The following is a 26,081-nucleotide window of genomic DNA, read 5'->3' as shown; positions in this document are numbered from 1 at the left end:
CGCGCTCAGAGATGATCTTGCAGCCAGGTCGTCAGCTTACCCCGACGCCCACGTGGCTCTGGTCCAACACTGACAGTCGCCGTCATGCCCGCTGCCAGCGTCACGCTGTCCGGCACATGGTCCAGATGGATACGAACCGGAATACGCTGGGCCAGACGCACCCATGTAAAGATGGGGTTCACGTCCTGAAGGCCCAGCTTGTCGGGGGTGCCGTTGGTGTCATTGATACCACGGGCGATACTGACAACATGGCCTGTCAGGATAGGTTTATACCCCATCAGCTTCACGCGGGCTTCATCCCCCACATGCACGCCCCACATCTTTGTTTCCTCAAAATACCCGTAAACCCAGTAGGAATCAGAATCGATCACGGCCATCCGGGCCTGCCCGGCAGATGCGTAATCCCCCACCCGTACGTTCAGGTTGGTCACATAGCCATTAACGGGTGAATACAGCACGGAACGCTGGAGGTTCAGCTTTGCCAGATCCAGCGCAGCGCGGGCGGCATCCACAGAGGCAATCTGGGTTGCAACATTGGAGTTGAAGACTTCCTGCTCTTCCGCTGACACAATGCCACCCAGCCCCATGCGGCGGCGTGCATCATTACGCTTGAGCTTCAGGTCTTCCAACGCACCATCCAGCCGGGCCTGTGCTTCCCGAATCGCCAGACGGAACCGCACCGGGTCCAGCACGAACAAGGGATCGCCCTTATGAACAAACTGGTTGTCCACCACCGGAATCTGAACCACCGTTCCCGCAACTTCAGGGGCAACGTCAACCACATACACACGCACGCGGCCATCACGGGTCCAGGGCGCAATCATGTAAACGTTCCAGAGGGTTATCCCCAGAACAATGGCCAGTGAGACGACCGCCAGGGTCAGAATAACTCGTATCAGGGTGCGCAGAAGGGGCATTGCGGGGACTCAAAAGCCTTTATCGGGGGATCAGACGTACAGGATCAGCAAGCAGAAAATACACACGTAAAGAGAGACTTCGAACAGCGCGATATGCCAGAACCAGCCCAGCAGGCCGCTCCACCACAAGGCGAACCGTACAAACATCGTGAGCGGCAAAGCCGCCAGCGCATAGACAACAACCGGCGCCATAAAGACACCGAAAAGATTGAATTCCGTCAGCATGACGCCATTCTCGTTCCAACCATCACCGTGCGGGTTCTCTCTCACCTGCCGGCTGGTCTTTCTGTCCAACGGCAGCCTGTTCCACACGGTCAAAAATATGACAGCATTGCTCCAGTTCGGCGGAAGAGACATCCGCTGTCAGACGGTTTGTCACCTCATCAGCCGCGCGGCTGACCAGAGCAGCAACATCCCGCCCTTCTTCCGTAATACTGACAAGTTTGGAACGGCGGTCATCCTCATCAATTTCACGCACAATAAAGCCGCGCTTCTCCAGCACGTCCAGAAGCCTCACAAGCGAAGGCGCTTCCAGAGAGAGGGAGCGGGCCAGATCAGTCTGCCTGACCGGAGCTGATGAAAAATTGAGATAATAGATGGGCCGCCACGTTGCGTCCGTCAGCCCGAATTCCCGCAGATCTGCATCAATCTCACGCCGCCATACGGACGCAAGACGAGCCAGCCGGTACCCGAAGGACCGGCGGATCTCATGACTGTTAGCGGAATCGTGGTCAGGTTCCATAAGGTGCCCATACTAGCAAGTATACAAACTGTTTGCACACTTACAAAATGCTGGGCTCATCATTCACAGAAAATATACTTCCCCGCCAATGCAAAATTGGAATGGAACCTATGGGCAAAGGCGGAGAGAAAAAGAAAAACGCTTAGTTTTTCTTGCGGCGCACCACATCCCACACCTTGCGGGTGCCGTGGCGGCCCAGAGAACTAGCCACTGTGGCGGTAACAGCCGCCATGGTCACAGATTCCTTCATCTGGGTCATGCAGCGGTTACGGGCAATGCGTGCATCCACTTCCGCCGTTGTCAGATAGGAACGACGGCCAAACAGCACGCAGATCAGGGCAACCAGCAGATCAAGCGCGAACACCGCAAATGCAGCGCTCACCGGCCCCCAATGGAATGTAAACAGGAAAAGGGCCCACAGGAGTCCATGCCCCGAGACCAGCGCAAAAAAGCCAAACACAGCGGCAACCACCAGGAACGCAGCCTGACGACCAAGGCGAATGGCCATCTGCTGCATGAGGCTTGATTGGGCATGCAGGGCTGACCTGCCAAGTTCAAAGATACGCATGGACTCCGAGACTACCTTCGTTCAGATGACGTTACGCTTCAGCGTGACAACCGACCGAGGATAAAGCCCACAACGCCAGAAATAGCGATAGAGACCAGAGAGGACGGACCACGCGTCTGCTTGGAAATATCATTGCGCGCATGATTGGCCAGTTCACGCGCATTGGCAACCGCCTGCTCGGTCAAATTCTCGGCTTTGCCACCAGCGTTCGTCAATGCAGGCACGATATGTTTGGTGATCAGGCGTTCAACGTGGGCTTTTACCGCTTCAATTTCATCGCGGGCCGTTTCTGCTGCATTTTCACCCGCAGCCTTTACATCCTTGAGCTTATCAGAAGACATGGAAAACCCTATTCGTTCTATAATTATTGAAGATACCCTTTTAACGGATCGGTAAGGACATCGTTGCATGCATACAACGCATGGCTCGCCACCGCCAATGGCGCTTTTGAACTTTACGTATCACCCAACCGCGCCAGGGCTCAGCTTTTCCGTCCATACGGGGCGCTGTGTGGCTCTTTTGGGAATCGGAGACCGATCACAGGATTTTGCATCCCTTTCCCTTGCGCTGGCAGGACACATCCCGGTCCGTGCCGGGAGTCTGCAGGTGAGCGGAGAGAATGTCACATCCCAACCCGCCGGACACCGGAAGCTGGCCACCATCGGCCCGCACACCCCTCTATTTCCGCATCTTTCCGTTGCCGAGAACTGTCTCTTCCCTCTCAAAGCCAGAAGCCAGCTCTCCGAAAGCGCCATGCACCATCGGGTCTCGGAAACACTGGCGCTGACAGGGTTGGACGCCGTGCGGTCTGTGCTGCCCGGCAAGCTGACCGCAGAGCAGACTTTTCGCGCCCAACTTGCACGCGCCCTTATTCTCAGGCCCGAAGCCATAGTTCTGGATCATCCGTTCACCGGTCTGGATCATGCAAGTGTGCTTCGCCAGATAGCGCTGCTTGAAAAGCTCCAGCGCGCCATTGGTCTGAGCCTGCTTCTCCTCACCCACAACCGCACGGAAGCCCTGTTGCTGGGTGATGTCATCGGCGTGATGGAGAACGGTCATCTCCTTCAGCTCGGCAACGCGCCCACTCTGCTGCAAAGACCAGCGAGCGAAAGCGTTGCCGTTGCGTTTGGGGAGGCCAATGTCCTGACAGGCAAAGTGCTTTATACTGATGATGACTGCGCCGAGCTGCGCCTGCCCTCTGGTGAGACCGTGGAGGCCATGGCCTCACACGGGTTGGAAGAGCATGATCTGGCCGCTATTTGCGTCCCGCCAGACAAGCTTTCCGTCATGTTTCCACGCTCCGCCACCCTTGCAAAAGAGGAAACCGAGGGCATGGTCGTCGGCACATTGGTCTCTGCCCGTCACCTTGGCACCGTCATTCATATCCGCTTCCGCATGCAGGATGGAGGGGAACTTATTGCGCACCGGCCGCCCGTCCATACCCTCAAGGATCTTGAGCCTGGGCGGCTGGCGTTGCTGGCGTGGCAAACAGCAAACGCAACCGCCTTCCCGATGGACCAGAAATCAGGCTAAAGTAACTTAGAGCCAAGCCGTAACTGTGTGAGGTTGCCCTGTTTTTTTCTTTCCGCCGCCCCAGACATCGTCCATCTTCTGTTCTGGACCATCCTTCCCCAGTAGCCCCTGCCCGCCTTCTGCGGCGCAGCATAGGGGCGTTTGCCATGGGGATGCTGTTATTACACGGCGGCGCACAGGCCAGTACGCATACCACTCGTCGCAGCATCCGTCCGGCGGCAGCGCCTCTGCGGGTTCTGACATTTGGGGGGATGATTGCGACCACCCAGCAGAAAATTCTGTTCAAACCTTATGCCCAGCTTCTCAAACGCTCCATAACCAGCACCCCGTGGGATGGAGAAATCGACGCTTTACGCAAACAGGAAACCGTTTCCCCTCACCGCTGGGCAGCGGTGATGATGGAAGACAGCAGTCTGCAAATCAGTTGCTCCCTTGGCCTATTGGCGCGCGACCCTGCCGACAATTCCAATAGCAGTTGCGGGCAACCCTCCGCCGCCATTGATTTCGCCATGGCGTGGGATCGCTCTCGCTTTGACACTGCTCCCACGTGGGCCGATTTCTGGGATGTTGCCAGACACCCCGGGCGCCGCAGCCTGCGCCGGGACCCGCGTACTACGTTGGAAATTGCCCTGCTGGCCGACGGTGTTCCACCAGAGGCCCTTTACCGGGTCCTCAATAGTGATGAGGGACTGGACCGCGCCTTCCACAAACTGGAACAGATCCGGCCTTATATTGTGTGGTGGTCTACCCCAGCGGAAGCCGCCCATATCCTGAAAAGCGGCGGTGCACTGATGGGCTGCGTACCCACGGGCGAGATTCTCAGCGAATCTCCCAGTGAACGCCTGCGCTTTGGGGTGTTCTGGTCACAGCGGCTCCAGGTCAATTACGCATGGGGTGTTCCCAAAAGCTCCGGGCAGGACAACACAGCTCTGGCTTTCGCGTCCTGGCTGGAGCACCCGACCCAGAAGCAGGCTTTCGCCAATGCGTGGCCATCGCTCCCGTCCCTTAAAGAAATCTCCTCCGGCTTGCCCGAGTTACAGCACCTCCCCACGGCCATCCCGGTTGACGACACGTTCTGGAGCACCCATCTGGCCAGCATCTCCGCCCGTTTTGAACATTGGGCAGAAGAACCCTAACCATAAAGTTTCTCCGTTTGTCGTCATTCCCCTCCCTGTTTGTCCATACGCTTTGGGTGGCACTGGTTGGCCTGTGTCTGGCGGCCCTCATCTCCTGCGTGGCGCTGATGATAAAGCAAGGACAACGCATATTTGTGCTCTTGCTGCTGATTGTGCTCCCTGCCACAGCCTCCGCACTAATGCTGCCCTTTCTGCTTACCGGATCGACCTTCTCTCTCTCCATCCTGCAAGGTGCCCTTATCAGCCCCCTTCTTTCTCTCGTGCTTCTCAGCCGCCTGCGAAACATTCCGTCCACATGGACCCTGACCGCGCAGGAGCTGGGGGCAAGCAGCCAGATGCGCCTTCGCTACCTCTGGCTGCCTCTTATCCGGCGCCCTCTAATGCTTAGTCTGCTTCTTGCCGTGATCTTGGGGATAGCGGGCTCAGTCTGCCTGTTACAGGCTTCTTCTTCCCTGAGCACACAAGGCGGTTTATTCTAACGTCATGACACAGTCTTCCGCCCCCGCGCCATTTTGGGAAACTACTCCTTTACAAGACATGACCACAGCACAGTGGGAATCTCTGTGCGATGGATGTGGACGGTGCTGCCTGCACAAACTGCGCGATGAAGAGACGGACGAAATTCATTATACGTCCGTTGCCTGCCGCCTGCTGGATGTTTCAACCTGCCGATGCACGGACTACGTCCAACGGCACCGCAAAGTACAGGACTGCATCACCCTGACCCCAGAGATGGTGGCTGGGCTGGATTGGCTCCCCCCTGATTGCGCGTACCGTCGCCTGTCTGAAGGGCGCTCGCTCCCTTTGTGGCATCCGCTACTCACCGGCACGGCGGAAACTGTGCTAGAATCTGGCGCATCAGCAGCGGGGCGGTGCATCAGTGAACGCAAAGCCGGAGATCTGGAAGATTATCTGGTTACATGGCCGGGCGAACCGGCCGAGCCTGTTACGGGACACCCGCAGCAGCGGCCTGCCGTACGCCATGTGCACACCCGTAAAGGCTAGCTTCTTTCCCTCACGATCTCACTTACGGGGCCTGCTTCTGACATGACGGCCCCCCGCACAACCTCTCCCCACACAGAAACTGTTCTACTGGGAGATGCGGCTGTCCCCATAATCTGGCGGCCCTCCGTGCGAGCTCGCCGCCTTTCTGTCCGCATTGATCCCAAACAGCAGGCAGTGATTGTCAGCTATCCACCTGCTTTTCCCAGGCAGAGGGCTCTCCTGTTTTTACGGAACCAGTCCCACTGGATCACCTCACGGCTCACGCTTCTTACCCGCGCGCCCCTTTTTGCCCCCAACAGTATTATTCCCATTTGCGGCGTGCCTCACACCATTGTTCACCAGCCCAACGCACGCGGGGGCGCCTGGCTGGAGGGCACAAGGCTCGTCGTCACTGGTGAGGAAGACTTCATTAGCCGCCGCGTTGCCGACTTTTTGAAAAAGCACGCTCAAACCATTTTGGGGCAGGAGCTACGCGCTTTGGCGCGAAGTGCTGAACTTTTCCCTTCCCGACTGGATATAAGAGACACATCCAGTCGCTGGGGCAGTTGCAGCAGTTCAGGGCGTATCATGCTTTCCTGGCGGCTGATTATGGCCGCTTATCCCATTCAGCATTATCTCATTGCCCATGAACTCGCGCACCTGAAGCACATGAACCATAGTCCTGCCTTCTGGGCTTTGGTAGACGCCTTAACCCCCCACCGACGGCAGGCCGAAGCGTGGCTGAAACAACACGGCAACCAGTTGTTGAGCGCCCGCTGAAAACCACCCCTTGCCGCCGCGCCGCATCATGCTAAAAACCCAACTCAACAACGCCTCATGGCGGGCAGGCACGACACACTTCTAACGGCCCCAGCCCTCTAAGCGAACTTGGCGGAATGGTAGACGCAGGAGACTTAAAATCTCCAGCCCGCAAGGGCGTGCGGGTTCGAGTCCCGCAGTTCGCATACCTTAAGGTATTGATTTTATTGGGAAACACTGAAAGTGGTGAAGTGTAAACCCGCTTCTCCATAGTCCTTCTCCAAACTGGAGAAGTTCTCAATGCTGGCTCTCGTAGGCACCCACTACCATTTCCGCCGTGTCGTCCCCGTTGCCTTGCGCCCCCTCTTCGGCAAAACTGAATTCTGGATTTCCCTCAAAACGGGGAACAAATCAGAAGCCCGCCTCTCGGCCATGGCCCTCCATGCCCGGACCAGCGCGCTTTTTAGGACGGCCCGCACCATGACTGACCCAGCCCAGAACAAGCCCATCACCAAGGACGACCTTCTGACGCTGTATGAAGACATCATCAAAAGACAGGAAGAGGTCATCGAGACCACCGAACGGAATGCCGCAGAACAGCTCAAGATTGAGCGTTACACAGCCAGCATGACCCGTTATGAAGACCTGCTCAAAACCAGAGCCTTCCTGACTTACTCCACAGACGCTTTGGAACGGCTCAATCAGCATATCATCACGCTGCGTCAGGACATGATCACCGGCAAAACGCAGGACAAAGCCAGTCTTGCCAGTAAGACCGAAGAAATCGAACGATTGCATGACACACTGGTCAAACTGTTTCAGACTGGCCCAGCCTTGTCTCAGGCTCCCGGCGCGGTGCCGCCGTCTCACCAGTTAGCATCGCCTTCCCCTACTCCCACTGCCCCGACCTCTCCTCGCCTGACGAAAGCTCTTGACCTTGCCCTGTTGGCAGATAGGCAGAAGAGTGACGCCACCAAGAAAGAAACCGCCCGCACGGTAGCACTCTTTGTTCAGGCTTTTGGCGATAAACCTGTTCAAGAGATTACTGGTCGGATTGCCGGGGAATTTCGAGACCTGCTTTTCTCTCTCCCCTCCTACTACGCCAAAGGCAAGCAGGAGTTGGATTTAAACGCTGAGGTCGAGCGGGCGCAGGAATTTGACCTCCCGACATTGAGCGGCAAGAGCGTGAAGAACCACTTCATGCGTCTTTCGGCCTTGTGGAACCAGCTTATCCGCCGCGAGATTGCCGAAAAGAACCCGTGGAGCAACTGGGACTTTGACCTGACCAAGCGGAACCCCCGCAGGGCATGGACAGACGATGAACTCGCCCTTCTTTCGTCTTCAGCATGGACATGCAGCACAATCTCACAGGCCACCTTTGCAGGGATTACACTGGTCGCCGCGTATAGCGGTATGAGGCTGGGAGAAATCTGTAACCTGCGGAATGAGGATATTCAGGAGGTCGATGGTATCCCTTGTTTCCTTGTTCGCCCTCACAAGGACGATAAATGGACACCGAAAACAGAGGCAGGCACCCGTAATGTGCCGATCCATAGTACTTTGCTGGAATGGGGCATTCTGGACTTCAGGAAAGACGGCAAGAAATTCCTGTTCTCGGAACTGAAAACACCCAAAACCGGCCCGCGTGGCACAGACTTTGGCCGGAATTTCTCGAAGTTCAAAACGACTATAGGGCTTCCTGCCGCCATTACCTTCCACAGTTTTCGGCACACGGTATCCACCCGTCTTCGTAATCAGGCAGGAGACCTCAGAGAACTCTGGATTGATGCCCTATTGGGTCATGAATCTAGCCACAAGAGTCAGGGGGCCACGACCTATCTTTCAGGTATTACGACCGACAACCTCAAGCAAACCACGGAATCTGTTAGGTATCCGACGCTCTATTTAAGACAAAATCTATGACGACTTAGGGGGGGGGGCGGCTATCGGGCGTATGATCAGAAAACAGGACATTCACGCGAACCGCCTTCGCGACGACTTTGCGCCCCGTTTAGCTTCGCAAAGTTGGTGAGCGCGCACCACTTAATGCAGTGAGACATCTGCAAGGAAGGTCATGGACGTCTAGCCGCTTCCTGCATTCGAGCCCCCAATCCCGGTCTAGGTTGGGTTGATTTCGTTCCCATTGGCCAATAGGTGACACACATTGCCCTACAAGCTCCAAGTCAAAACTGAAGGTGCATTCGGGAATGAAGTTACAGATTTATAGCTTATCACCCTTCTCGAAAAATGGGGAGCAACGCTGCTTTTTTGGCAACCTTCCATCAGTCGGCGATTAGTCCATGCTTTCTCCAGCGGGCACGAACAAAGTTCTCAAAGATATAGCCTTCTTGGAGTGGTAATTTATCAGCGTGATCGCAAACGATAATTTGCGGCATAACACCCGTCTCTTTAAACGTATCATCGCAGAATCTGGCCAAGGTGGTGAACATCTTCGACACTGCGTCTACATCTTCATCAACAGTCTTATCGGTCTTCCTATCTCCGCGCAGATCATCTGCTTTGAATGTGTCAGCATCATCTGTCGACGGAAAATAAACCTGTGTCGGCTGATCTAGGAAAAGAATAGGGGGTATCTTACAGGTCTCATTTTTTGCAAACTGATACTGTAGAGCAAGGAACAAAGTTAGATGAGAGTAAAGCCAGTTTGCACCACTACCCATTGAGCGCAGGAAAACCTTTTTGGTGTTGCCACCAGTAGCTGATCTCTCATGCCATAGGTCAAACGTCCCGACATTAAATTTTAACGAGCCATTTTTGTAGGTATCTTCGAAGTCAAAATTTTCTCCAATGGCCTTCATTTTACTATTGATGCCATTTTGCAACGCCGACAACTTATAATCGACGTCGTATTTTGACATTTTCTCGGCGAGATCTTTCACTCTCTTTTGCCAATATTCCACCATTCCCGTGGCCTCGCATGGAGGGTTTTCGATGCAGCGCTCAATGGCGAGCTCCAGCTTGATCTTGGCCTTCTGCGCTGCTGCATCGACAGACCTCGATTTATCAAGCCGATCGGCTTCATCATCAAGAGGTTTTAGTGCTTTCTCTACAATTGCGAGCTTCTTGCGCAGATCTTTAAGCTCGTTGTCGATCGCCCTACGTTCTTCACCAAAACCTTCTCGTGCGTAGGTTGACACTTTGAGCTCATCGTTCAGCCAGTGGATCGCTGCGGACAACTTATTGGCTTCATCCTCGGCTACGTCCGATTGAGACGCACAAACGGGACAAACCCCATCCTCTAGGTCAGTGGTTTTAGGGATGGGAAGCGATATCAACGACTCAGCAAATCCGGATGCTTGACCGGCAGACACTGTAAGAAGATAGCGTGAGTTTAGTGCCTTCTGGATGCTGGACATCAGTAAGGCTTTTCTGCCCTGCAACTCGGCACGCTTGGTTTCAAATGCGCTGGAAAGCCCATCAACCTTGACCGATATGCCAGTAAGGCTACTCAATACAGACTTAGGCTTCTGCCAAATATCTTCAGGTGTGAGTCCGGTCAACGGAAGGCCGGCCAGAGCCTCATACTCGTTCAGGAGAGTTGAAAACTCTATGAGGTAATCTGCTTTGATCTTGTCTTGCTTCGGTATTTGCGCTTGAGCTCGTTTCAGCTCATACATGGCTTCTGTGTGAAGCTTGGCGAGGTCGAAATAATCCTCTCCAACAATATCCATGAAAATCTTGAAATGATCTATAGCCTGATCACGTTTGCGTTTTTCTTCAAAGCGGTAGAAAATTGCGTGCCGGTTTGCTACGAGATTTTGGTGTTGCAGCATGAACGACGTAAAGCTCCGCACAGAGGGCGTTGGACTCCACTTACCAGTAATCTGTTTGCGCATTGGATCAACATCTATATTTTTAAGCGTAACCGCAAAATATCGTCCTAGACTCTTGATGAATTCATCCCGGGGATGAAAAAAATGCGCAGAAAAAAAGGTTTCGAACTCCTTAATGAATTGAATTATGCTGTCCGTTTCAGGCCCTGAAATCTCTCGTAGAAAACAATCATTGCTACCTGGAAGACGACCGATGACCAGAGCCATTGTTGGGAAGCGTAGTACTGTAAAAAACAACTTTGCACGCTCAGTGATAACTCCCTCCGGGATCGTGTCTTCGGAACTCCCCAGACAGTAATCGAAAATATCGAGTATTGCACTCTTTCCTTTGGATGAATTTCCAGTAACAATATTGAGGCCAGGCTCAAAGGCGACCTCGTGGACTTTATGCTTGTTATCAACGATACCTATGTATCTTACATAACATTTCATAGCGATTTGAGTCCCAACATCCTGTAAATTGAAACGACATTTTCGTTAGAAAAAACCATCGCTAATTTCTGGCTGTATCTCAGCAGGTCTTTGTCTGAGTTGATTGCATGAGGTGTCCTTCTTGATCGCACTGATAGCTCAGGTGTAATTTCGAGACGTTTTTCAGCGGCAAGGATTAGCAAGGCTGCATTTGTTATGGGTTTAAACTCTTCGACACGCATGGCCAATCCGATCAGTCTTTTAGAATTCGAGGTCATCGTTCGGACAGAACTGTTTCGTCGAGCATTTTTCAAAAAACTCTGCATTGGGGTGTAGGTTACAATGGGAAGAATTAAATAGCTTAGTAGAATATCCTTCTCGACCGGCTCCCAGTTTCGGTAAAAGCTGTGGACAACCGGAGCCAATGCGAAGGGAGTTCTGTGAAGGGTATACAGATAGTCAGAGGCTTGAGTAGTCAATTACCATAGCCTCCAGAAAAATTCTTCATCTTTGTCCTTAGGCTTATCTCCTGCTAGCATGTGATAGATGCCATTACGAAATTCGGTCATCGTATGCTCCAGACTGCAAAATGGCTCAACTGTCCGGGAGTGGCATTCCAGATAGAACTTCATAGATCGGGTTTTCAGTTCCGTTCGACATGTAATACCCGTGCAATCGAGCATTGCGAGCTCTCGTCCATCTAGATGCCGCATTAGATGATTACGTAGGTATAGATCCACAGAAGATTTAAAGAGAACGCCATCTTTGTAGAAATCGGAAATCGTAGTCTGAGCAATTAGGCGGTGCAGTGCCGCTCGTTTCAGCCGTTGTTCACCACCGATTTCAATAATTTTTTGAGCGAACGGCATGGGTCGAATTTCTTGAATATTGATATGCTTCTCGAGCGCCGCTGTATCTACTTGGGGGAAGACTGTTGGAGATTTCGTATACTGTTTTGTAAGTTCTGTTAATTTTGCAGAAAAGGCTTCGTGGGTGATTTGCCAGCCTTCACTCACGAGTTTGGTGCTGCACATGAAGCCTAGAAGATCATCTATGAATTGCTGATATTTAGAAGCACGAATGGTCTTGAGATGGCGCGTCTTGTACTTCTGGATACGTTGTTCCAGCGAGTCCGCTCCCGTTATGATCTGCATCCGTTCCAAGACTTCCATCAGCGCAGTACGGCGTTCAGGAGCCATCACGTACTGTTGGAGTGACTGGGATTTCGAGGGTTTAGAGGTTTCGCTTTTGATCTCGGATTGATCCGCATTTTTCTTCTTCTTCGCACGGGAGGAAGAAGCTGTGGAGATTTGCTCCATGATCGCGAGGCGTTCAGAGGCAGTGAGCTTGTTCCAGCCTTTGAGTTGGCTCCGGTTCCCGAACTCCTGCGTCGTCAACAGCACAAGGTTTTTAAAGGAGGTGTGATCAAATTCCTCATGGAGCCAGTTTTTAAGGGTGTTCCAGAAATTTGAATGGCCATCTGTGAGACTGTCAGAATAGTTCTTGACCTCGGTTTGCATTTTCCCTGGCACCGTGACGTCGCCAAATACTTCAAGCCACAGGCTTTCACTCTCTTCCAAGTCATAGCAATATTCGACGGCCACCAAAAACTGGTATTGGAGTGCCTTGACTAGAAGCGTCGCATCAAAGGGAAGCGGCGCGTCACTAGGTGGCGTTATATCCAAGGGCTGCGTTGTATCTCCGCATTCCAATTTTAGTCTCCCTCCTAGTCTAACATATGGAACGCACCCTGAATTTCCTTCAGGGTTTTTGCGAGGTTTTTAAGTAAATTGAATGGACAGAGAGTATACTTTTTTCCTCATGAGAAAGCTCCGCGTAAACTGCATTCTAGATTGATAGAATTTAATTTTGGTAAGTTACATGTTCCTTGAGATGCGGTCCAGAGGGGTGCCCACAGTATCCGGTCACGCTTACCAACGTGCCCCGGTTTTAGGAACCATAGGCAGAGCTTCAGCCACGGCTTACCTCTGCGTATGGCCATTAGATCTGCTCTGAACCATTTCCGGATCGCAGGAATCCTACACTTGTATATCACACGATCATGTTAGCTTTCCGGAAGTAAAAATCTCTCCAGAAGCCTCCTCCATTTTAAGCTTTAATATTTTGTTCTTTTTTCGTTCCTTGCATAGAAATAAAAACAGGAAATCGCAGGTTCTGATGGGTTACCTTTAAGAGGAGCCAGCAGTGTCAAATGGCTACCCGTTCCGGGTACATTTGACAGCTGGCAAGGGGGGAGAAATCTCCCCCGTTGACCCCCTCTTAAGCAAGGAGAAACCAGTCATGCCTATATCTCGCACTTCCCGCCTTTCTGTTAGGGCATCCCCAGACGAGCTGATGCGCTGGAACCATATCGCTCGTGCTCAGAGCCATGCCACAACAGCCGACTGGATACGTTCGCTACTCACCCGTGCAGAACTGTCTGGTCATGATGGCCGTCCCGTTCCCGAAGAACTGCGTGGCATACGCCATCAGCTTTCCCGCGTTGGCAACAACCTCAATCAATTAGCCCGTTCTGCAAATTGCGAGGATGCTGTCCGGTGCGGGTGTGTGCTCGATGATCTTGACATGCTAATCTGTCAGCTTGACCAGATACTGTCCCGAGCTCGCAAGAGCCCTTCCATTCGGCCAGCCTCTCGCCGGTGCGACGAAGCTCATATGACGCGTCATTGAAAGTCCTGTGAGAGCATGACCCATGATCGTCAAGGAAAGCAGGATCACAACAAAGAGCGGAGCGGGTGCCATTGCCAGCCATGTGCTGCATGGTGCGAAGAATGAAGCCATCAGGGTTATGTCCGGGTCTGAATGGCTCCTGCACGACCATATGCGTGAAGCCCACCGCGAAGGGCTGAAATACGGTCTCCGTCATATCGCCTTCAATCCAGATGAAGCGATGACCGATGAACAGCTTTCAGCCTTTGCTCGTCGTCTGTGTGACGAACTCCATGCAGACTCTGAACACCTCACTCTTGTTGTTCATCAGAAAGACGGAAGCACACACGGCCATCTCATCCTGCCAGAGTGGCAACAGGATCATGTTCTGGAAAGCCGGTTCACATGGATGCGCATGGAAAAAGTCGCGCGTCTTGAAGAAATCCGGCTGGGGCACAAACTTGTAGCCGGTCGGCATGACAGGGCGATTGCCCAAGCCTTGCGCAAGGAAGGTCGTCACAGTGAAGCGAAACAGGTCGATGCGCTCATTCCTGTTGCTGATGGTGCAAAACCCCGCGCTGCCTATACATCAGAGGCGCGACGTATCACCGAACGGCAAGGACTTGATCTTCCAGCCCTGAAAAAGCTGGTCACGTCCCTCTGGTCGCAATCAGACGGGTTAAAAGCTTTCCGGGCAGCCTTGAAAGACCACTCTCTGACACTGCGTGAAGGCGACCGAAAAGAGACACGACCGGGCGCTCATATTATCGAAACAAGTGATGGCCTTCTTGTGGGAAGCTTTACCCGTCTGGCAAAAGTCAAAGCCGCAGACTTTCGAAAACTGCTTTCCGAAGAGCAGAATCAAACGGAGCATGAACGAGACGTCAAAATCCAGAGCACACGCTTGTCGATCCGCCGGACGACCGCAGATTTTTATAATGAATACCCCATCCCCAAACCATCTGACACTCAGCCAGTGCTCCGAAAAACGCCCGTTATAAAGCTCCTGAAAATTCCTACATGGCGAAAAGAACTCTGGCTCAAAAAAATGGCTGACGTTGACGCTCTCACGACAGAACCACTCCCCTCCTCCTCTTCCGTGCACATCATAAGTGCAGAGGAAGCATATTTTCGGAAAGAGATCAGGCAAGCCATTGCACAACAACACGCTATTCTTGCCCAGCAGGCACCAGAGACAAGCTGGAAACCTCTTGATCGAGACAAGATGATAGCGACATGGCGCAAGCAGCTTACCCCTTACCAGAAGCAGCTCAGAAAAAGCTTTGACCATTATAGCGTCGCAAAACGAGAGTGGCAGGACGCTGAGAAAAGTCGCTGGCAGCGTCTCACTGGGAAAGCCACAAGACTTGAAAGAAGAGCGGATCAGCTCTTTTTAGAATTTCTGGAAGTCTTGCGCTTTGTCGTGCAAGCCTTGCTGCATATCGTAGGGCTACGTGCAGAGCCGCCCAATCCGATCCGCTCCATCCTGAGTGAAAAGAACAAACCGGCTCTGGAACACTTCAGGAAAACCTATGATGCCGAATTTTCAGCCATGGCCGACATACAGATGCTGGACCCATGGCTTAACCAGCGTTTTGACCGTATCGTGCAAGCGCGCCAAAAGCGCATTATGGATTGGAACAGAGCGCACAGAGACAAGAAAGATGCTGCTCAGCGTGAAATCAAACGACTTTCTGATTTGCTCAACACGAAAACCCATAAAGTGAAACATCAGGCGCTTATCAGCCCGTCTCGTTCCCGCAGTCCCGCATCTTTTCCCGCACCGAACCCGCAGACCCGACACCCAACCCCTGGCACACCTTCACCGTTTTAAAGACTTTGGAAAGTCTCTTGACGAGAACTCACTTCTTCTCCAAAGTGTTTCTCGTAAATCGTTACCAAGAAGGACGTCTTTTAGCGTTTTTTTTGATGAAATCATGAAGGTTTCGAACGCACCTCACCCTGTTCTCCGGGTTCGAGTCCCGCAGTTCGCACCACAGACACCTGAAATAGCACGATTTTTCGGCTGAATGAGGGGCAAAGGCTGTCTTTGCTCCATCGTCCTTCCCCACCGAGGGAAGATTCTATGCTCCGAGTTAGAGGCACCACTTACCACTTCCGCCGTATTGTTCCCCCTGCCCTGCGAGCAGCCTTAAACCGGCGGGAAATCTGGGTTTCCCTGAAAACCGGCTACCAGAACGAAGCCCGTAAACGGGCATCCATTCTTCATGCCAGAACCACAGAACTGTTCATACAGGCCCATCTGGTCCTCTTGGAACCAGACGCTTTAAGCAGGCTTGAAGGACTGCGGGTTTCACTGCGGGATTTGCAGAGCGTGAACCTGCCTTCATCTGCTCATGAAACGGGGACTGTGCCAGTTTCAGCGCCGATACCCAAACCCCGAACGATGAAGAAAACGGCCAAAGCACCCAAAGCGGCTCCCTTGATGCTCTCCGGTGCTCTGAAACGCTTTGTCTTGGACAGTCCCCATGCCAGTGCTGACACCAAAAAAGCCACACAACGGGCCGTAGACCTTTTCCTGCAAGCCTTTGGAGATGCCCCTGTGTCCATTATTGGTGGCGAGAAGGCTGGGGCATTCCGAGACCTCCTATTTTCCCTTCCAGCATCATTGGGCAAACGCAAGAGCAGCCTTACCCTTGAAGAAGAAGCACAGAGGGCCAGAGAGGAAGGTTTACCAATTTTGAGTGGCAAGAGCGTTAAAAACCATATGATGCGCCTCTCTGCCCTCTGGAACCAGTTACACCAGCGGGAACTGGTCATACGCAACCCGTGGACAGGCTGGAATTTCGAGAATGGGCAAAAGACCGTCAGGAGAAGCTGGACAGCTAGCGAATTAGCACTCTTGGCCTCTGCTTCATGGCATAGCACTTCGGTGCCAGAACAGACCTTCCGACTGGTCACTCTTGTTGCAGCTTACAGCGGAATGCGATTGGGCGAGATTTGCGCCTTGCGCAAAGAAGACCTCCAAAACATTGATGGCATCCCTTGCTTTATGGTCAGACCACATTCCGACGATGGCTGGTCACCAAAGACAGAAGCAAGCACCCGCGTGGTGCCTGTCCATCCAAAACTGATTGAAGCAGGAGTTCTTGCCCTTAAGGATACCACTGAAGGCCCCTACCTCATTCCCGGTCTTGAAACCTCAAAACAGGGTGTCAGAGGAGCAGCCCTTGGCAGAGCCTTCTCATTGCTCAAGACCCGTATTGGCCTGCCCGCTGAAATTACGTTCCACTCATTCCGGCACACCGTCTCCACACAACTCAGAAACGCGGATGCCAATATCCGAGAGGTGTGGATTGACCGCCTGCTGGGTCATGAAGCCACCCATAAAAGTCAGGGCACCACAACCTATCTCACCAGCATCTCAACAGCCAATCTGCTGCAAACCATAGAGGCAATAAGCTACCCGGCAACAGTCTTCAAAAAGGGAACGATTTAAAAAGGGAGCCAGCAGTGCCGAATGGCTACCCATTGAGCATCTGGCAAGGGGGAATACCTTTCCCCCGTTGACCCCCTAAAGCACAAAAACTGCTGTTTTGAGACTGGAGCAACCCAAACGTGAAAATGAGGAGGTTCACAGGGGGAGAGCCATGCTCTCCCTCTGACCAGATTGTAAACCAGCGGACACAACGTGTCCGCTGGTTTACATGGCTGGCTCCTACGCTCTTCCCCCTAAAAACCTGATAATTTAAAACATTCCTGAAGAAGGAGCCTTTCAAACAACTTTGATGCCATTATTTGTAAGCCGCATGGTGTTGACAATATGTAATGAATGGGCAACCTTTTTAAATTAAGTTAATTGTTTGAAACTTAATTTTTTGGATCCTGTATAATGTCTCTAAAATATAATCCAGATAATAGACCAATACTGATATTTGGTCTTACAGCCCCAATTGGATCAAAAATCGATTTACTCCAAACGTCGTTAGAAACTGAAATAAGATCATACGGTTACGATGTGCACATCATTAATGTTTCAAATATTATAGAAAAAATATCAGATAAATTTAGAATAATAGAAAATATAGCAAAGCCTTTACGAATAGATGATAAAATTAAACTTGGAAATAAAATATGTTCGATAACAAAAGAAAAAGACTATCTTGCAAAAGCCACTATAAAAAAAATAAATAATATAATAAAATCAAATAACGTAAAAGAAGAAGACACTATAATACCAAAAGAAAAAAATCCATTATGCTTTATAATTAGACAATTAAAAAGACCAGAAGAAATAAAATGTTTGAAAAAATGCTTTGGTGAGCAGTTTATACAAATTTCTGCCAATAATGATGAGTCCATCCGATCAAGAGTTCTTAAGGATATAATATTTAAAGAATATCCAGAAAAAGATCCAACAGAAGTTGATAATTTTTGTAGAAAAATAATAAGCGATGATGCTGACGAATTAAGAGAAAAATATGGGCAAAGAATATCAAAAACATTTTATACTGCCGATTTTTTTGTTAATTGTAAAAGTAGAGAAGCCGTAGATGTTTCAGTTAAACGCTTTATAAAAGGAATATTTGGAAGTAATTTAATATCTCCCACAAAAGATGAATACGGAAGTTACTTTGCAAACGCATCTAGCTTAAAGAGTGTTGATACTAGTCGGCAGGTGGGAGCCGCCATTTTCACCCAAAATGGTGAAATTGTTATTACTGGCTGTAATGATGTAGCTAAAGCTGGAGGCGGTCTATTTTGGGAAGAAGATCAAGAAAAAAATCGCGATATAGACATAGGCTCAGAAGCAAACAAAGAAGAGACAAGTAGAATAATATACAGTTTCCTTAAAACTCTTGAAAATGAAAAAATAATATTAAGAACAACAGAAAGCTTACTATCAGATCAAAAAATTAAAGAAACAATTTCTAAATCTATGATTGGTGAGATTACAGAATATGGAAGAATGGTTCACGCTGAAATGAACGCCATAACTGATGCAGCTCGATTAGGGAGACCTCTAAAAGATACAAATATGTATGTTACTACTTACCCCTGTCATAATTGTGCAAAACACATCGTATCTTCTGGTATCTCTAGAGTTGTTTATATTGAACCGTATCCAAAAAGTCGGGCATCTAAGTTATATAGACATGCCATTACAGATAGCGATGGTTTAAATGGCGTCAAATTTGTTCATTTCTATGGAATTTCTCCTAGCTTATATAAAATGATATTTGAAAGGTCTAAAAGAAGAGATCAAAATGGTAAAATTCAAGAATGGCAAAATTCTTATCCATTTCCCATTGTTGCCGTTAAAGATTTTAGCAAATCTATGGAAATAATATCTGACGAAATAGATAGTAAATTATCAGAATTTCAACGTATAAATATTGATTATTAATTTTCATTTATAAGATCAGTATTTCTATTAAGAGTTGGGTAGGGAATCATAAATTTATCATTATGTATCTGTTGACTGCTCCATGGGTTTGCTCGCAGAGTGAACCCGCAGTCACCATGCGAAGGATGATTTCTTCTGAAACTATCGTTCTTTTTCAATGGGTTATCTGATTGATTACGACCAAAGAGAGCGGGTTCGAGTCCCGCAGTTCGCACCACCATACTTCTTGTTTTTATTCAGGTTTCCATTTCATGATACGGGTTCCGGTACATTTCCATGATACCCTTTAAAAGAATGAAATCGGAAGATTCACTGGAAAAAATTGCATCTCGAGCTCATGCCACGGCATATCCAACGGTCTAATGTAGGCAAGTCCGTCATCCAATCTCGTGTCGAGCATGTCTTTGCTGATCAGAAAGCACAGACGGGACTGTTTATCCGGACAGTGGGTATCACTCGTGCCACCACGAGGATCGGGCTGGCCAACATCATCTACAACATGCACCGCTTTCTGTTCCTGGATCGGATCAGTATCGCCGCTTAGAAAACCAGAGGATAGTGCTTCCCCTTTTGCCTCAAACGCAGAGTGAAAGTCATAACCCTGAACCATCAACACCTGCTCATTGAGTCCAAAATCAGGATACTGGGGCCTCACTCAACAATTCTTTAATCCCTCCAGATCATCTGTATTTTCCGTCACTAGACGAACATTAACGAATATTTTCAAAAAGAGAGTTCTGCCGACGGCTGCGCCATTGTTTCGGAGAGAGGAGAGATACCCTCTTTTTCGTGATGACACGACTCTGGCTGGCCACCCACAGGCCATACTCTTCGCTCCATTGAAGCGTGTCGCCCCTTTACCCCCTTTCATCGTTCTTACCTGAGGAACCTGATAAGAGTTATTAATTTGAATAATCTATTTATGCGTTGACCGTGTCTATATCCGTTTATATATAGACACCTGCAGACAGAACAGTGAGCTATGGCAGGAGGTAAAAGATTTTTTGTTTCCAGCCGAGGGCTTTTTGTAAAGGGGTCTTTCCCTTCTGTTAGAAGTTGACCGGTCTATTTTTTGTCGGTCAAAGGGACAATGGTGATGCAGAATATCCTGTTTTGCGCTTCCAGATGTATGCCGCATATGCGGTTGCGGGTCCCTTTTGCCTGTCTTCCATTGTTTACGAGGTAAAAATGGCGTACGCGACAACCAACCCCTACACAGGGGAAGTTCTTGCCACTTTCCCTGAAGCCACAGATCAAGAGGTTCAGACAGCGCTTTCTGACGCCTATTCAGCTTTTGAAAAATGGCGTGATACGCCTTTTGCCGAACGTGCCCGCATCATGAATGCTGCTGGTGCCATTCTGCGGCGGGATGTTGACAAGTATGCCGGCCTCGGCACGCTTGAAATGGGCAAGACTTTTGAAGAATCCAAGAAAGAAGTCATTCTTTCTGCAGAAATTTTCGAATATTATGCGAAATATGCAGAAGAACTTCTGAAGCCGGAAAGCCTGCCGGTTGCTGATCCTGCCGAAGGAAAAGCTGTTCTGGTGCATGAACCGCTTGGTATTGTGTTCGCCATCGAACCGTGGAACTTCCCTTTTTATCAGGTTGTCCGCATTATTGCTCCGCAGCTTTCTGCCGGGAACGCTGTTCTGCTGAAGCATGCTTCCAACCTGCCGCAATGTGCTGCAGCCTGTGAAGACCTGATGAACGAAGCAGGACTGCCCAAAGGGCTGTTCCGCAATCTGTACGCTGCCCGGTCTCATACAGCACTGATCCTGAATGACCCGCGCGTATGTGGTGTCGCTCTTACGGGTTCAGAAGGCGCTGGCACAATTATTGCTGGTGTTGCTGGTAAAGCGCTGAAAAAAGCCACCATGGAACTGGGGGGTGCAGACGCCTTTATTGTTCTGGACGATGCAGACGTTGAAAAAGCAGCCAAATGGGCCGTTGTCGGCCGCCATTGGAACGCTGGGCAGGTTTGTGTATCAGCCAAGCGCCTGATTGTGGCTGACGCGGTTTATGATCGCTTCCTGGAACTTTACAAAAAAGGCGTTGCCGAACTGAAAGCCGGCGACCCGATGGACCCGACCACCACGCTGGCTCCCCTGTGCTCTCAGGGTGCGGTAGATGACCTGCACAATCAGGTAACCGCCGCGATCAAGCACGGTGCCAAGGTTGAAGTCATTGGGCCGGAAGTTCCTGGAAAAGGCGCTTTCTTCCGCCCACTGCTGATGACCAACCTGCATGGCGATAACGAAGCACGCCATTGGGAATTTTTTGGTCCGGTAACACAGCTTTACCGCGCCAAAGATGAAGACGACGCCGTTCGTATTGCCAATGACTCTCCTTATGGTCTTGGTGGTGCAGTCTTCACCAAAGATGAAGCGCGTGGTGCCCGCGTGGCAGCAAAGATCCGTACCGGCATGGTGTTCATCAACCATCCGCTGGTGCCGAAGGCAGATCTGCCGTTCGGGGGCATTGCACGCTCCGGTTATGGCCGTGAACTGATCGGCCTGGGGATCAAGGAATTTGTGAACCACAAACTGATCAACACGGTTGATATCGACGCACCGTTCTGATCAAACCGCCAGCAGTTGTCTTGACCGACTTCTGCTGGCACCTCTCTCCCGATCATACAAAATACAAATAAACGTTAAAATATACTCTATTTACAGATATTTTATAAATACACATCCCAAACAACATTCCAAAAAATGGACCTTCCCCTGCTTACTCTCTGAAAGAGGCTTGTAAAACTGATGGCATCCAAATCTGAAATTCTTATCGTCGGTGGTGGTGTGGCAGGACTGGCCCTTGCAACCCGTTTGGGAAAAACGATCGGAAGGCAGGGGAAAGCGCGTATTACCCTGATTGACAAAAGCTTTTCACATGTATGGAAACCCATGCTGCATTGCTTTGCAGCCGGCACTGTACTGAATGAAAATGATCGGATCAGCTTTATCTCTCAAGCCAGCAGCCACCATTTTGAATTCTGGCCTGGAGAAGTCATTTCAGTTGACCGCACTAAACGGGAAGTTGTTTTAAGCCCGCTTCATGCATCAGATGGCACAAAGGTTCTGGAAAGCCGCACTCTGAAATATGATGCCATCATTCTGGCTGTTGGAAGCTGTGCCAATGATTTTGGTACCCCCGGCGTGGCCGAACATTGCCTTTTTATTGATAATCTAATTGAAGCCAATTCTTTCAATGAGAAATTCAGGATGGAAATCCTGAAATCTTTTGCCAATAGTTCCAAACTGGACATTGCCATAGTGGGTGGGGGCGCAACCGGCACACAGCTTGCCGCGGAACTTCATAAATCGCTTGAGATTGTCGATCCTCTCAGCTTGCACGCCTTTGGTAAGGCTCCTCCAAAACTTAGTGTGACACTCCTTCAATCCGGCCCACGTATTCTGCCTGCTTTTCCGGAATCTGTCTCCATCGCAGCGCAGAAAGAACTTGAGCGGTTGGGTGTTACCGTACGCACGTCCTCTCGTGTTGCTGCAGCAGATGCCACTGGCTTTATTTTGAAAGATGGCTCTCATATTGCCGCAACCCTGCGTGTATGGGCGGCTGGCGTCAAAGCACCGGAAGTCACCAAAGCTTATGGGGGCCTTTCTCTCAACCGGTCCGGCCAGATTATGGTTAAGCCTAATCTGAGTTCAGTTGATGATGACAGGATTTTTGCAATGGGAGATTGCTCCTTCATTGCAGATGAACCGTTACCCGCAACAGCACAGGTGGCGCGGCAGCAGGCCCACCACCTTGCCCAACATCTCCCTGCATGGCTGGAGCACGGTAAAGAAGTCCCATCCTGCATTTTCCACAATAAAGGGGCCATTGTTGCTTTAGGCAATTACAATGGATGGGCAGCGCTGCCGGGGGGCACTGTTTTAGGTGGTGGCATCATGCACGGGCTTTCAGCGCGCCTTGGGCACATCATGCTCTATCGTAAGCATCAGATCGAACTGTTCGGTTATTTCCGGGGCATGGCCTCCATCGTTGCAGACTGGATAGAAGCCATTATCCGCCCTTCCGTTCGTCTGGACTAAAATCTACATGGAAGGCTGATAAAAATTTCTGCATGCTAACTCAACGCAGAGTTGGAGAAACCTTCCAAAATTTTCTCTTATTGAGATCTGCAATTACGCCAGTTTCTGTCGTAATTGCGTCCATTCTGCTTCGACCCTATCGGCAACACGTCGCGCCACGCCAGACAAAGGGCGCGTACGATCATGCGCCAACGCCAAAGTGAGGCGAGGCGTCATTGCTCCTGCCAAGGGCGTAAATGCAAGATCACCTGTCTGCACTTCTTCCATAACATCAAGATAACTGAGAAGCGTGATGCCCAATCCCGTTCTGACAAGGGATTTGATCATTTGCACGTTGTTACCACTGGCAACCCTATAAGCGTTAAGCCGACAATCAGCTTCCAGTTTTCTGAATACTGAAGCCAGCGCCAAAGGTTCTTCTGGCACAATAACCGGATATTCCGCACAAACCGAAAAGTGAGCCTGCGCCTGTGCGGTCACGGGATGACCCACTGGACTGACAATTCCCAACGGAAAAGAAAGAACGGACCTCACCTGTAAATCCCGCACATCTACAGGGTCCAGCAGAAAGGCCAGATCCCCATCTCCGGCAAAAAGCCGGGTATTTAACTCGGCATTATCATGAATGTGAATATTCAGAATAATACCCGGATAATGCTCCTTCAGACGCACGGCTATATCCGGCAGAAAAGCGCTTGCCAGCGCCTGGGGGGCCAAAATATCAATCTGCCCCCGCCGCATCCCCTTCAACTCATCAATCTGGCGGTTCAGGCTCTCAAAATCCTTTACCCACCGGCTCGCATGAGCGTGAAACAGTTCTCCCACCGCAGTAAGACGCATGCCGGACGCAAGACGTTCAAACAGAGGCGTTTGAAGTGCCTGTTCACCCAACAGAATATGCCGGTCGATAGCGGAAGGGGCGATGCGCAGATCTTCCGATGCCTTGCGGATCGACCCATGGCGCGCCACAGCCAGAAAATAGATGAGGAAGCGAGAAAACGGATTCATTCGACTGTTCTCAATTTGAGAATGCATACTGCATGAAACAGATATATCCGATAATATACAATCAATGAAATACTCCTTCCTATGACTGGATGGCTTTTGCCTCCTCCTTCATTGTTTCAGGAGCGCCTGCCGTGACCACGCCCCCCCTCGCTGCCCGCACCACCGAAGCCAAGCTCCCCCGCGACAACACGTTTGAGCCGGATGATTGGCTTATTCTGGCTTCATACTGGTATCCAGTCGCCCTTGTGCGCGAACTTGAAGACAAGCCACTCGGCGTCACGCTATTGGATGCGCCGCTTGTCCTTTACCGTTCAGGGGAGGAGATTGTGGTGGCAGATGATCTATGCCCCCATCGGGGCGTCCCTCTCAGCATGGGTAGAGGAGACGGGCAAAGCATAGCCTGTGCCTATCACGGCTTTCGCTTCGGCTCCGAAGGACGCTGTGTGAAAGTACCAGCCCATCCGGATAACGCCATTCCCAAACGGCTTACTCTGCGCACCTATCCTGTTATGGAGCGCTATGGCCTGATCTGGACCTGCCTTCGCCCGCAGGAAGGAGAAGCTTCTCTTCCTTCCATGCCCCACTGGAATGATCCTGAATTTCAACAGATCAATTGTCCCTGGATTGATATTAACGGCTTTGCTGGCCGGCAGGTTGAAGGCTTTATCGATGTAGCTCACTTCGCCTTCGTCCATACCGCGACCTTTGCTGACCCGGAAAACCCTGTTGTGCCAGCCTACATGCCCAAAATAACCCCTTATGGGTTTGAAGCAGAATACCGGAGCAGTGTTGGCAATTATCCGATTGGTCATTCTGAAAAAGGACGGCCCGGCTTTGAATGGCTGAGGCATTTCCGGGTGCATGTGCCATTTACCGCAACCCTGGAAATTCATTTTCCCGACGAGAAACGGCTTGTGATCATGAATGCAGCCTCTCCTGTTTCTGCGCGCAAGACACGCATGTTTGCCCCCATCTGCCGCAATTTTGATACGGACCTTCCCGTGCAGGATGTATACGACTTCAATCTCAAGGTTTTTGAGGAAGACCGTGCTTTGGTAGAAGCGCAAAAGCCGGAAAACCTGCCCCTTGACCCTTCGCTTGAGGTTCATGTGATGGCAGATCGAAGTTCAATTGCTTACCGCCGCGCACTCCGGTCCATCGGTTTAAGCCAGTTTTTCACAGCTTAAAAAAATACTCAGGCAGCCTCTTGTTCACAACACATGTTTCCAAGAGGCTGCGTGCTGCCAAATCTGCTACCAACTGCCTTTTGGCACCCTTGCTCTACGCAAGCCTCGCGTTATCGAACGCTTCAATCGGCTTCTTACTTTGACGCATTCAAAAGCATGATTGACGTCTGCCAAGCTTCATCAAAAGGATGGGGAGCGTGGGTGATCTTGGCCATCAGCGTTGCCCCAAGCCATAATTGATACAGAGACGTCGCCAACTGATGTGCGGAGAGAGGAGATGAAATTGATCTATCTTTTTGCCCTGCTTTGATCATGGCAGCCAAACGTTTGATAACGGCAGCCACACCATTATCCATAACAACGCGCATATCTTCAGAAAGATCAGATATCTCGGCGGCCAGTTTCACAATAAGACATTTATCGCCCACCCGCCCCCCAACATGGGTGATACGCCAGCGTTCAAAATAAGATGAAACCAGCTCGTACCCTGTCTGAGTCTTCTTGGAACTCAAATGTTCCATATCTGCAAGGTAGTCATGGATATATAGCCTAAGAAGATCTTCCCCGAATTTTTCTTTCGATTCAAAATAGTGATAAAATGATCCTTTAGGAACCTGTGCCACTTCCAATATTTGAGAAATTCCCACACCGGAAAAACCCCGCTTTCCAATCAAAGGACGAGCGGCTTCTATTATTCGTTTCTTTGCAAGATCGTGTTTATTTTCAACAGCCATAACAGAGAATTACATATACCATAATTGCGAGAAATGTATTTCTTACTTTACGTTATAGAACATAAAAAATATACACGATGTCATAAAAAAATCTGTGATCGCTCTGCTTTCTTCAGCCTGCTCGGCAGAAAAACCATACTCACAGCAGGACGCCCGG

General features: G+C 50.5%; 23 protein-coding genes, 1 tRNA gene and 1 pseudogene. 15 read left to right on the top strand and 10 right to left on the bottom strand.

From position 1 onward, the window contains the following. Window positions 1-5: 5 nt before the first annotated feature. The 5 genes from AD948_RS14835 to AD948_RS14815 form a co-directional block, all read right to left on the bottom strand. On the bottom strand, window positions 6-917 hold the full coding sequence (locus AD948_RS14835; RefSeq protein WP_006560263.1) for a biotin/lipoyl-binding protein: 912 nt from the start codon (window positions 915-917) through the stop codon (window positions 6-8). Between the two features lie 30 nt (window positions 918-947). After that, entirely contained in the window at window positions 948-1,142 is a 195-nt protein-coding gene (locus tag AD948_RS14830; protein ID WP_006560264.1) for a DUF1656 domain-containing protein, read from the bottom strand. A gap of 22 nt (window positions 1,143-1,164) precedes the next feature. Continuing rightward, complete coding sequence (locus tag AD948_RS14825) at window positions 1,165-1,659, bottom strand: MarR family winged helix-turn-helix transcriptional regulator (RefSeq protein WP_061472532.1); 495 nt, start codon at window positions 1,657-1,659, stop codon at window positions 1,165-1,167. Between the two features lie 142 nt (window positions 1,660-1,801). Next, window positions 1,802-2,227 (bottom strand): phage holin family protein, encoded by a 426-nt coding sequence (locus AD948_RS14820; protein ID WP_035382474.1) that lies wholly within the window; start codon window positions 2,225-2,227, stop codon window positions 1,802-1,804. A gap of 38 nt (window positions 2,228-2,265) precedes the next feature. Further along, window positions 2,266-2,568, bottom strand: coding sequence for a hypothetical protein (locus AD948_RS14815; RefSeq protein WP_006560365.1), 303 nt, complete (start codon window positions 2,566-2,568; stop codon window positions 2,266-2,268). 67 nt (window positions 2,569-2,635) lie between these two features. Between AD948_RS14815 and AD948_RS14810 the strand changes: the two genes are divergently transcribed. From AD948_RS14810 to AD948_RS18785, 7 genes are all read left to right on the top strand, one after another. Beyond that, a complete protein-coding gene (locus AD948_RS14810; protein ID WP_061472531.1) occupies window positions 2,636-3,760 on the top strand; it encodes an ABC transporter ATP-binding protein in 1,125 nt (374 codons plus the stop codon). A gap of 146 nt (window positions 3,761-3,906) precedes the next feature. After that, window positions 3,907-4,896 (top strand): extracellular solute-binding protein, encoded by a 990-nt coding sequence (locus tag AD948_RS14805; protein ID WP_061472530.1) that lies wholly within the window; start codon window positions 3,907-3,909, stop codon window positions 4,894-4,896. 17 nt (window positions 4,897-4,913) lie between these two features. After that, window positions 4,914-5,375, top strand: coding sequence for a hypothetical protein (locus AD948_RS14800; RefSeq protein ID WP_061472529.1), 462 nt, complete (start codon window positions 4,914-4,916; stop codon window positions 5,373-5,375). Between the two features lie 4 nt (window positions 5,376-5,379). Further along, window positions 5,380-5,901 (top strand): YcgN family cysteine cluster protein, encoded by a 522-nt coding sequence (locus tag AD948_RS14795; RefSeq protein WP_061472528.1) that lies wholly within the window; start codon window positions 5,380-5,382, stop codon window positions 5,899-5,901. Window positions 5,902-5,943: 42 nt separating this feature from the next. After that, window positions 5,944-6,660, top strand: a complete 717-nt coding sequence (locus tag AD948_RS14790; RefSeq protein WP_061472527.1) for a M48 family metallopeptidase — start codon at window positions 5,944-5,946, stop codon at window positions 6,658-6,660. Between the two features lie 102 nt (window positions 6,661-6,762). Beyond that, window positions 6,763-6,845: transfer RNA gene (locus tag AD948_RS14785), tRNA-Leu, on the top strand. Window positions 6,846-6,939: 94 nt separating this feature from the next. Then, complete coding sequence (locus tag AD948_RS18785) at window positions 6,940-8,562, top strand: site-specific integrase (protein ID WP_248846061.1); 1,623 nt, start codon at window positions 6,940-6,942, stop codon at window positions 8,560-8,562. 359 nt (window positions 8,563-8,921) lie between these two features. Here AD948_RS18785 and AD948_RS14775 read toward each other — a convergent pair whose 3' ends face one another. From AD948_RS14775 to AD948_RS14765, 3 genes are read right to left on the bottom strand one after another with little or no spacing between them, the layout of a single operon-like run. Continuing rightward, window positions 8,922-10,925, bottom strand: coding sequence for a DUF3732 domain-containing protein (locus tag AD948_RS14775; protein ID WP_061472526.1), 2,004 nt, complete (start codon window positions 10,923-10,925; stop codon window positions 8,922-8,924). Next, a complete protein-coding gene (locus AD948_RS14770; protein WP_061472525.1) occupies window positions 10,922-11,383 on the bottom strand; it encodes a three component ABC system middle component in 462 nt (153 codons plus the stop codon). The genes AD948_RS14775 and AD948_RS14770 overlap by 4 nt, the downstream gene beginning before the upstream one ends. Next, on the bottom strand, window positions 11,384-12,589 hold the full coding sequence (locus tag AD948_RS14765; RefSeq protein ID WP_211264497.1) for a hypothetical protein: 1,206 nt from the start codon (window positions 12,587-12,589) through the stop codon (window positions 11,384-11,386). It lies immediately after the preceding gene. Window positions 12,590-13,205: 616 nt separating this feature from the next. Between AD948_RS14765 and AD948_RS17895 the strand changes: the two genes are divergently transcribed. The 7 genes and pseudogenes from AD948_RS17895 to AD948_RS14735 all read left to right on the top strand — a co-directional run bounded on the left by AD948_RS17895 (window position 13,206) and on the right by AD948_RS14735 (window position 22,995). Next, window positions 13,206-13,595, top strand: a complete 390-nt coding sequence (locus AD948_RS17895; RefSeq protein WP_082782479.1) for a plasmid mobilization protein — start codon at window positions 13,206-13,208, stop codon at window positions 13,593-13,595. A gap of 22 nt (window positions 13,596-13,617) precedes the next feature. Further along, window positions 13,618-15,408, top strand: a complete 1,791-nt coding sequence (locus AD948_RS18780; RefSeq protein ID WP_248846060.1) for a relaxase/mobilization nuclease domain-containing protein — start codon at window positions 13,618-13,620, stop codon at window positions 15,406-15,408. A gap of 252 nt (window positions 15,409-15,660) precedes the next feature. Next, window positions 15,661-17,034, top strand: coding sequence for a site-specific integrase (locus AD948_RS14750; RefSeq protein WP_061472523.1), 1,374 nt, complete (start codon window positions 15,661-15,663; stop codon window positions 17,032-17,034). A 393-nt stretch (window positions 17,035-17,427) separates the two neighbouring features. Continuing rightward, complete coding sequence (locus AD948_RS17890; RefSeq protein WP_082782478.1) at window positions 17,428-18,942, top strand: anti-phage dCTP deaminase; 1,515 nt, start codon at window positions 17,428-17,430, stop codon at window positions 18,940-18,942. A 304-nt stretch (window positions 18,943-19,246) separates the two neighbouring features. Next, window positions 19,247-19,486 (top strand): annotated as a pseudogene (locus tag AD948_RS18775) (IS5/IS1182 family transposase); the annotation flags it as partial. A gap of 644 nt (window positions 19,487-20,130) precedes the next feature. After that, on the top strand, window positions 20,131-21,522 hold the full coding sequence (locus AD948_RS14740; RefSeq protein ID WP_061472577.1) for an NAD-dependent succinate-semialdehyde dehydrogenase: 1,392 nt from the start codon (window positions 20,131-20,133) through the stop codon (window positions 21,520-21,522). Window positions 21,523-21,702: 180 nt separating this feature from the next. After that, complete coding sequence (locus AD948_RS14735) at window positions 21,703-22,995, top strand: NAD(P)/FAD-dependent oxidoreductase (RefSeq protein WP_006558012.1); 1,293 nt, start codon at window positions 21,703-21,705, stop codon at window positions 22,993-22,995. Between the two features lie 93 nt (window positions 22,996-23,088). Here AD948_RS14735 and AD948_RS14730 read toward each other — a convergent pair whose 3' ends face one another. Next, on the bottom strand, window positions 23,089-24,030 hold the full coding sequence (locus AD948_RS14730) for a LysR family transcriptional regulator (RefSeq protein WP_082782477.1): 942 nt from the start codon (window positions 24,028-24,030) through the stop codon (window positions 23,089-23,091). Between the two features lie 62 nt (window positions 24,031-24,092). On the opposite strand from AD948_RS14730, the gene AD948_RS14725 reads away from it, so the two are divergent. Further along, on the top strand, window positions 24,093-25,190 hold the full coding sequence (locus tag AD948_RS14725; RefSeq protein ID WP_248846059.1) for an aromatic ring-hydroxylating dioxygenase subunit alpha: 1,098 nt from the start codon (window positions 24,093-24,095) through the stop codon (window positions 25,188-25,190). A gap of 134 nt (window positions 25,191-25,324) precedes the next feature. On the opposite strand, the gene AD948_RS14720 is transcribed toward AD948_RS14725, so the two are convergent. Continuing rightward, complete coding sequence (locus tag AD948_RS14720) at window positions 25,325-25,924, bottom strand: TetR/AcrR family transcriptional regulator (protein WP_061472521.1); 600 nt, start codon at window positions 25,922-25,924, stop codon at window positions 25,325-25,327. Window positions 25,925-26,081 lie beyond the last annotated feature (157 nt).

The organism is Acetobacter senegalensis, from assembly GCF_001580995.1.
GTDB lineage: Bacteria > Pseudomonadota > Alphaproteobacteria > Acetobacterales > Acetobacteraceae > Acetobacter > Acetobacter senegalensis.
This window is presented reverse-complemented; position numbering and strand designations above follow the sequence as displayed.

Coding starts and splice junctions, on each gene's coding strand:
- AD948_RS14835 (WP_006560263.1), bottom strand. CDS start 917: ATGCCCCTTCTGCGCACCCTGATACGAGTTATTCTGACCCTGGCGGTC.
- AD948_RS14830 (WP_006560264.1), bottom strand. CDS start 1,142: ATGCTGACGGAATTCAATCTTTTCGGTGTCTTTATGGCGCCGGTTGTT.
- AD948_RS14825 (WP_061472532.1), bottom strand. CDS start 1,659: ATGGAACCTGACCACGATTCCGCTAACAGTCATGAGATCCGCCGGTCC.
- AD948_RS14820 (WP_035382474.1), bottom strand. CDS start 2,227: ATGCGTATCTTTGAACTTGGCAGGTCAGCCCTGCATGCCCAATCAAGC.
- AD948_RS14815 (WP_006560365.1), bottom strand. CDS start 2,568: ATGTCTTCTGATAAGCTCAAGGATGTAAAGGCTGCGGGTGAAAATGCA.
- AD948_RS14810 (WP_061472531.1), top strand. CDS start 2,636: ATGCATACAACGCATGGCTCGCCACCGCCAATGGCGCTTTTGAACTTT.
- AD948_RS14805 (WP_061472530.1), top strand. CDS start 3,907: ATGGGGATGCTGTTATTACACGGCGGCGCACAGGCCAGTACGCATACC.
- AD948_RS14795 (WP_061472528.1), top strand. CDS start 5,380: ATGACACAGTCTTCCGCCCCCGCGCCATTTTGGGAAACTACTCCTTTA.
- AD948_RS14790 (WP_061472527.1), top strand. CDS start 5,944: ATGACGGCCCCCCGCACAACCTCTCCCCACACAGAAACTGTTCTACTG.
- AD948_RS18785 (WP_248846061.1), top strand. CDS start 6,940: ATGCTGGCTCTCGTAGGCACCCACTACCATTTCCGCCGTGTCGTCCCC.
- AD948_RS14775 (WP_061472526.1), bottom strand. CDS start 10,925: ATGAAATGTTATGTAAGATACATAGGTATCGTTGATAACAAGCATAAA.
- AD948_RS17895 (WP_082782479.1), top strand. CDS start 13,206: ATGCCTATATCTCGCACTTCCCGCCTTTCTGTTAGGGCATCCCCAGAC.
- AD948_RS18780 (WP_248846060.1), top strand. CDS start 13,618: ATGATCGTCAAGGAAAGCAGGATCACAACAAAGAGCGGAGCGGGTGCC.
- AD948_RS14750 (WP_061472523.1), top strand. CDS start 15,661: ATGCTCCGAGTTAGAGGCACCACTTACCACTTCCGCCGTATTGTTCCC.
- AD948_RS17890 (WP_082782478.1), top strand. CDS start 17,428: ATGTCTCTAAAATATAATCCAGATAATAGACCAATACTGATATTTGGT.
- AD948_RS14740 (WP_061472577.1), top strand. CDS start 20,131: ATGGCGTACGCGACAACCAACCCCTACACAGGGGAAGTTCTTGCCACT.
- AD948_RS14735 (WP_006558012.1), top strand. CDS start 21,703: ATGGCATCCAAATCTGAAATTCTTATCGTCGGTGGTGGTGTGGCAGGA.
- AD948_RS14730 (WP_082782477.1), bottom strand. CDS start 24,030: ATGCATTCTCAAATTGAGAACAGTCGAATGAATCCGTTTTCTCGCTTC.
- AD948_RS14725 (WP_248846059.1), top strand. CDS start 24,093: ATGGCTTTTGCCTCCTCCTTCATTGTTTCAGGAGCGCCTGCCGTGACC.
- AD948_RS14720 (WP_061472521.1), bottom strand. CDS start 25,924: ATGGCTGTTGAAAATAAACACGATCTTGCAAAGAAACGAATAATAGAA.